This window comes from Frankia sp. CcCS3, assembly GCF_977927575.1.
Genome location: NZ_CDWRCL010000003.1, coordinates 7,498 through 13,499 on the forward strand (window position 1 = coordinate 7,498; position 6,002 = coordinate 13,499).

Below are 6,002 nucleotides of genomic sequence, written 5' to 3' on the forward strand. Positions count from 1 at the left end.
CCCCCAAAAGGCCACATCACCGGAAAGTCACACACCGTTGAACAGATCGTCTTCGGGCAGCATGCCGACCTCGATGAGAGAACGGGCCAGCTGGTAGTCCTCCGTCGGCCAAGCGTCCCGCTGCGCCTCCAGGGGTATCCGGAACCACCATCCGGTGGGGTCGACCTGGGTGGCGTGGGCGATCAGCGCCCGGTCGCGGGTCTCGAACCAGTCCGCGCACTCCACCTGGGTGGTGAGCCGACCGGTGTCCTCGGCGCGGTCGACCCACTCGGCCAGCCGCTCGGCATAGGGGGACTCCAGACCGCGGGCCATCATCTCCTCGTGGAGAGCGAGGATGCGCTCCTTGTGGAAGGTGAGGTGGTAATAGAGCTTGAGCGGCTGCCAGGGTTCGAGGCCGGCGTCAGCACCGACCTCGGGATAACGGTCGGGATCACCGGCCGCCTCGAACGCCTCCACACTGACCCGATGGGTCATGATGTGGTCGGGATGCGGATACCCGCCCGACTCATCGTAGGTCGTGATGACCTGCGGCCGGAACTGACGGATCAACCGGACCAGCGGACGGGCCGCCTCGTCGAGCGCGATGGTGGCGAACCGCCCGTCCGGAACGGGCGGCGGCGGATCGCCCTCAGGAAGCCCGGAGTCGACGAAGCCGAGCCACTCTTGGCGGACCCCGAGGATGAGCCGGGCAGCCTCCATCTCCTGCCTGCGGATCTCCGCCATCCGGGCGGCGACACCCGGCTGGTCCATCGCGGGATTGAGAATGCTGCCCTCCTCTCCCCCGGTACACGTGACCACGAGCACGTCGGCGCCCTCGCTGGCGTAACGTGCCATGGTGGCGGCGCCCTTGCTGGACTCGTCATCGGGGTGGGCGTGGATGGCCATCAAGCGCAGGCCATGCCGATCGTGGACCGCAGGCATGCGGCCCATTGTTCCTGATGCCCCGGCGTTGTTCCGAGCTCACTGGCCCGGGTGGTCCGAGCTCGCCCGGGGAACCGCCGGGGCCCGCCCCGCGTTCGGTCTAGAAAAGTCACCCAACGCCGTGGCACAATGCACCGTCCGCGCATGCTTCGACGGCAGGGCATGCTTCGACGGCAGGGCTGCCGTCGACCGGCGCACCGACATCGTCGTCGGCCCGGTCCGAAGGGCCGATGGACGACGGCCGGTCCCGTCGTCCTCCCACCCCTGCGTGAAGCATTCGTGGTCGAGGTCAAAGGCAAGGGCTGTCGGATCACCCGTAAGGGCTGACCCGCCGGTCCGGGGCTTCCAGGCGGTCCAGACGCCGCCAGAGCCACCAAGCCCGACATCTTCCTTGATTCATTTTGGTATGATGGTCCTTTTGATGTTCACCGAGGAGCGTGACCCGCGTGACGCAGCAGACTTGGCTCACCCAGGAGGCATACGACCGGCTCCGCTCCGAGCTCGACTACCTGACCGGCCCGTGGCGTACGGAGATCGCGACCAAAATTGAAGCTGCCCGCGAGGAGGGCGACCTCAAGGAAAACGGCGGCTACCACGCGGCCAAGGAGGAGCAGGGCAAGCAGGAGGCCCGGATTCGCCAGCTCACGGACCTGCTGCGCGACGCCCAGGTCGGCGAGGCAGCCGCGGCGACCGGCGAGGCCGGCCCCGGCACCGTCGTCGAGGTGCGCTTCCCCGGCGAACGGGAGACGGAGAAGTTCCTCATCGGCTCGCGCGAGGACCACAGCACGCCCATCGAGGTCTTCTCCCCGGCGTCCCCGCTGGGCGGCGCGGTGACCGGGCGCAAGGCGGGCGAGACCGTCTCCTACACGCTGCCCAACGGCCGTTCGGCCAAGGTCAAGATCGTCTCGGTGTCGCCCTACTCGGGCTGACTACGCCAGCAGCGGACGACTGCCGACCCGGCTGCACGGGTGGCGGCATCGGCGTACCGTCGACGGGTGGAGGATCTGCCGGCACAGCCCAGTCATTCCGTGCCACCGACCGTGGCATCTCCGGCCCACCCGCCGACGGCCGCCGCCTCGCAGCTCACCACCCTGGGTGAGCTGCGCCGCAGCGGGCACGCGCACCGCCCGGTGCGGACGGAGCTGCGCGACAACCTCGTCGCCCTGATGCGGGGCGACGGCCCCCGGTTCCCGGGCATCGTCGGTTTCGGCGAGACCGTCCTTCCCCAGGTCGAGCGGGCCATCCTGGCCGGCCACGACATCGTCTTCCTCGGCGAGCGCGGGCAGGGCAAGACCCGACTCATCCGCACTCTGGTGAGCCTGCTCGACGAGTGGTCGCCGGCCGTCGCCGGCTGTGAGATCAACGACCACCCCTACGCGCCGGTCTGCGGCCGATGCCGCGCGCTGGCGGCCGATCTCGGTGACGCGCTGCCGGTGGTCTGGCGGCACCGCGGCGAGCGGTTCAGCGAGAAGCTCGCGACCCCGGACACAAGCGTCGGCGACCTCATCGGCGACGTCGACCCGGTGAAAGTCGCCGAGGGCCGCACGCTCGGCGATCCCGAGACGCTCCACTACGGGCTGGTGCCGCGCACCAATCGCGGGATCTTCAGCGTCAACGAGCTGCCCGACCTCGCCGAACGGATCCAGGTCGCGCTGCTCAACGTGCTGGAGGAGCGGGACATCCAGGTCCGCGGCTACCTGCTCCGGCTGCCGCTGGACCTGCTGCTGGTCGCTTCGGCCAACCCCGAGGACTACACCAACCGAGGGCGGATCATCACGCCGCTCAAGGACCGGTTCGGCGCCGAGGTCCGCACCCACTACCCGCTGCACCTCACCGACGAACTGGAGCTGATCCGCGAGGAGGCGGTGATGTCCTGGGCGGGGTCCCCGCTCGGCGCGCCGGAAATACCCGATCACCTGGTGGAGATCGTGGCCCGGTTCACCCGGCTGGTGCGCGACGCCCCCCAGGTCGACCAGCGCTCGGGGGTATCGGCCCGGCTGTCGGTGGCCGCGGCCGAGACGGTGGCGGCCTCGGCGGTCCGCCGCGCGGCGCTGACCGGCGAGGAGACGCCCACCGCACGGGTGGTCGACCTCGCCGCGATCGTCCCGGCAGTACGCGGCAAGGTCGAGTTCGACCAGCTGGAGGAGGACCGGGAGGACGAGGTCCTCGCGCTGCTGCTGCGCCGCGCGGTGGCCGAGACGTTCCGGGCGAGGCTGGCCGGCGCGGACCTCACCGGCCTGCAGGCCCGCTTCGACGCGGCTGGCCCGGTCGAGACCGGCGACCTGGTAGCGGCGGCCGAGCTGCTGCGCCGGGCCGGGCCGGTGCCCGGGCTCGCGGCGATCCTGACCAGGCTCGGCGTGGACGGGGCGGAGTCGCCGGGGCTCGCGGCGGCCGCACTGGAGCTGGCGATGGAGGGACTGCACCTCAACCGTCGGTTGGCCAAGGAAGAGCTTCCCGGACGGACCGTCTACGGCACCTGACCCGGCGGCACCTGACCTCGCACGGAAGCTTCCAGGAGGAACAGTGAGTTCCGGAACATTCCGTTATGGCCCGTGGGACGGCGGACCCGATCCACTCGCCTCCCCCTTCACCGCGTCCGACGCCCTGGATGAGATGTCCCGCCAGATTCTGGAGGGACGCACCCCGCGGGAGGCGCTGGAGTCGCTGCTGCGCCGGGGCATGCCGGGCCGGCGTGGTCTGGACGACATGCGCCGGGCCGTCGAGCGGCACCGGCGGGAGGCCCGGTCCCGCGGCCGGATGGACGGGACGCTCCAGGAGGTCCGCCGGCTGCTCGACACCGCCGTGGGCCAGGAACGGGCGGCGCTGTTCCCCGACCCCTCCGACGACGCCCGGCTGCGCGAGGCCGAGCTGGACGCGCTGCCCGCGGACCCCGCCCGTGCGGTGCGCTCGCTCGCCGAGTACGACTGGCGGTCCCCGCCGGCCCGCGAGACGTACGAGAAGATCTCCGAGCTGCTGCGTCGCGAGGTCCTCGATTCCCAGTTCAAGGGAATGAAGCAGGCCCTGGAAGGGGCCGCGCCCGAAGACTTCGCCCGGATCCGGGAGATGGTCGCCGCGCTCAACGCCCTGCTGGAGGCGGACGCCCGTGGTGAGGACACCGACGAGGCGTTCGCCCGGTTCATGCAGGAGTTCGGCGACTTCTTCCCGGAGAACCCCGGCTCGCTGGAGGAACTGGTCGACGCGCTGGCCCGCCGGGCCGCCGCCGCCGCGCGGTTACTGGCCGGGCTCACCCCGCAGCAGCGATCCGAACTCGCCGACCTGATGTCCACGGCGATGGAGGACCTGAGGCTCGCCGCAGAGATGTCACGACTGGCGCAGGCGCTGCGCGCGTCCCGACCGGACCTCAACTGGGGTGGACGGGTGCGGGGGCGGGCCGGCCGGTTGGGCGACGGCCTGACCGGCGAGGAACCGCTCGGCCTCGGCGACGCCACCACCGCGCTGGAGGAGCTCGCGGAGCTGGACGAACTGGCCGCCGCGCTGGGGCAGGACTACGCCGGGGCATCCCTGGAGGACGTCGACCCCGAGGCGGTGGCCCGGGCGCTGGGCCGGTCCGCCGTCGACGATCTGCGGGGGCTGCAGGAGATCGAACAGGAGCTGGAACGGCAGGGATTCCTCACCCGCCGGGCCGGGAGCCTCGAGCTCACCCCACGGGCGGTGCGCCGGATCGGGCAGGCCGCGCTGGCCCGGATCTTCCGGCAGATCTCCGCCCGAGGCCGCGGGGATCACAGTGTGACCGACGCGGGTTCCGCCGGGGATCTGCTGGGCACCTCCCGGGCCTGGCAGTTCGGCGACACCCAGCCGATCGACGTCGTCCGCACAGTCCGCAACGCGGTGCTGCGCGGCGGTCCGCCCGGCCGGGGCCACCCGATCCGCCTGGCGGTGGCCGACTTCGAGGTCGCCGAGACGGAGCGCCGCGCCACGGCGGCGGTGTGCCTGCTCGTCGACCTGTCCTACTCGATGGCGCTGCGGGGCACCTGGGGCATCGCGAAGTCGACGGCACTCGCGCTGCACACGCTCGTCAGCACGTCGTTCCCGCAAGACAAGATCCACATTGTCGGCTTCTCGGACTACGCCCGGGAGCTGCGGCCGGTCGAGCTCGCCGGACTCGACTCCGAGATGGTGCAGGGCACGAACCTGCAGCACGCCCTGCTCATCGCGGGCCGGCTGCTGAGCCGCTACCCGCAGGCGGAGCCGGTCATCATGGTAGTCACCGACGGTGAGCCCACCGCGCACCTGCTGCGCGACGGGGCTCCCTCGTTCTCCTGGCCGCCGATGCCCGAGACCCTGGAGCTGACCCTGGCCGAGGTCGACCGGCTCACCCGGCGCGGCGTGACCGTCAATGTGTTCATGCTCGACGACGAGCCACGGCTGGTGCAGTTCGTCGAGGAGATGGCCAGACGCAACGGCGGGCGGGTTCTCTCACCCGATCCCGCCGCCCTCGGCAACTACGTCATCCGGGACTACCTGCGGGCCCGGGGCAGGCACCGCACCGTCCGCTGACCGCCGCGCCGCCCCGCCCGGCTCGGCGGCGAGGCGTTCCCAGAACTCGACCGCGAGCTCCTCGTAGCCGAGCCCGAGATCGAGGGCCCGGCGCAGCGACCAGGCCAGGGCACCCGCGGGCAGCGCGGTCAGGGAGCGGTACACCTCCAGGTGAGCGCGATGCGCCGCCGCCTGGGCCCGCGCGAGCCGGCTGACATCACCCGGCCGGCCCAGATCGGCGAATGCCAGCTTGAGCAGGCCGGGATCGCGCAGCTCGGTGCGCCCGGCCTCCGGGACGGCGAGCCACGCGGCCAACCTGCTCCGGCCGGCGCCGGTCAGGCGAAAGATCCGCCGCCTGCGGCCGGACTCCTCCCGTTCCTCAGAAAGGAGTCCGGCCGCGGCAAGGCGGGGCGGCTCCTTGTAAAGCTGGGCGTGCGGAAACGACCAGCAGTTACCGATCGAGCCGGCAACCGCGACCTTGAGCTCGTACGGAGTGGCACTGCCACGCCGCGCTACCTCCCCCAGGACCAGATACGACACCGGCGTCAGCGCGATTCCAGCCATGGTCTCGATGATATGACTTG

5 protein-coding genes are annotated in these 6,002 nt (G+C 71.5%); 3 read left to right on the top strand and 2 right to left on the bottom strand.

The genetic code is table 11. The annotated features are described in order from the left end of the window. Positions 1 to 27 precede the first annotated feature (27 nt). Positions 28 to 930, bottom strand: coding sequence for a mycothiol conjugate amidase Mca (mca, locus tag AC08OQ_RS00590; protein ID WP_462185942.1), 903 nt, complete (start codon positions 928 to 930; stop codon positions 28 to 30). A gap of 437 nt (positions 931 to 1,367) precedes the next feature. Here mca and greA point away from each other — a divergent pair, with 437 nt between their 5' ends. The 3 genes from greA to AC08OQ_RS00605 are packed head-to-tail and all read left to right on the top strand — an operon-like array spanning position 1,368 to position 5,439. Next, positions 1,368 to 1,850, top strand: a complete 483-nt coding sequence (greA, locus tag AC08OQ_RS00595; protein ID WP_476599273.1) for a transcription elongation factor GreA — start codon at positions 1,368 to 1,370, stop codon at positions 1,848 to 1,850. 39 nt (positions 1,851 to 1,889) lie between these two features. Further along, positions 1,890 to 3,401: a magnesium chelatase ATPase subunit I gene (locus tag AC08OQ_RS00600; RefSeq protein WP_476604395.1), complete on the top strand. Its 1,512-nt coding sequence runs from the start codon at positions 1,890 to 1,892 to the stop codon at positions 3,399 to 3,401. A 43-nt stretch (positions 3,402 to 3,444) separates the two neighbouring features. Beyond that, the gene (locus tag AC08OQ_RS00605; RefSeq protein WP_476599277.1) at positions 3,445 to 5,439 is read left to right on the top strand and encodes a vWA domain-containing protein; all 1,995 of its coding nucleotides are present in this window, start codon (positions 3,445 to 3,447) and stop codon (positions 5,437 to 5,439) included. On the opposite strand, the gene AC08OQ_RS00610 is transcribed toward AC08OQ_RS00605, so the two are convergent. Continuing rightward, positions 5,359 to 6,002 (bottom strand): PadR family transcriptional regulator (locus tag AC08OQ_RS00610; protein WP_476611861.1); only part of this gene is annotated, 644 nt, incomplete at its 5' end. The two genes, AC08OQ_RS00605 and AC08OQ_RS00610, sit on opposite strands and share 81 nt — an antisense overlap.

What these genes read in the sequence shown, in the direction of transcription:
- mca (WP_462185942.1), bottom strand. Translation starts at nt 930, where the DNA reads ATGGGCCGCATGCCTGCGGTCCACGATCGGCATGGCCTGCGCTTGATG.